The sequence below is a fragment of the Mycobacterium sp. NGS66 genome, assembly GCF_059812225.1.
The window spans coordinates 1-323 of sequence record NZ_JCALCG010000049.1 but is presented as its reverse complement, the minus strand read 5'-3'; the positions used below and the strand labels follow the sequence as shown (position 1 = coordinate 323).

Genomic DNA, 323 nt, shown 5'->3' with positions numbered 1-323 from the left:
CCTGTGTTGGCCTGCGAGTGTGTGCAGCATGTGGTGCGGATCGTCCGCCAATTGCCGCAGATCTCGGCAAAGTCGCCTCGGCTGTACGTGGTGAGCCGCAACGCCCAAACCGTAATCGGCGGTGATGGGGCCAATCTGGAGCAGGCGGGGCTGCGGGGCCTGATGCGGGTGATCGGCGCCGAGCATCCCCACTTGCGCGCCACCCAAATCGACCTGGACGACGCCACCGGCGCTGACCAGCTGGCACGTCAATTGCTCAGCGGATCCGACGAAGATGAGACCGCCTGGCGAAACGGCCAGTGGTACACCGCGCGCCTGTCCCC

Annotated in this window: 1 protein-coding gene; it reads left to right on the top strand. The window is 66.3% G+C overall.

Annotated features, from left to right (window positions below; all coding sequences use genetic code 11):
• Nucleotides 1–323 (top strand): SpnB-like Rossmann fold domain-containing protein (locus AC5Y2L_RS28605; RefSeq protein ID WP_499940106.1); only part of this gene is annotated, 323 nt, incomplete at both ends.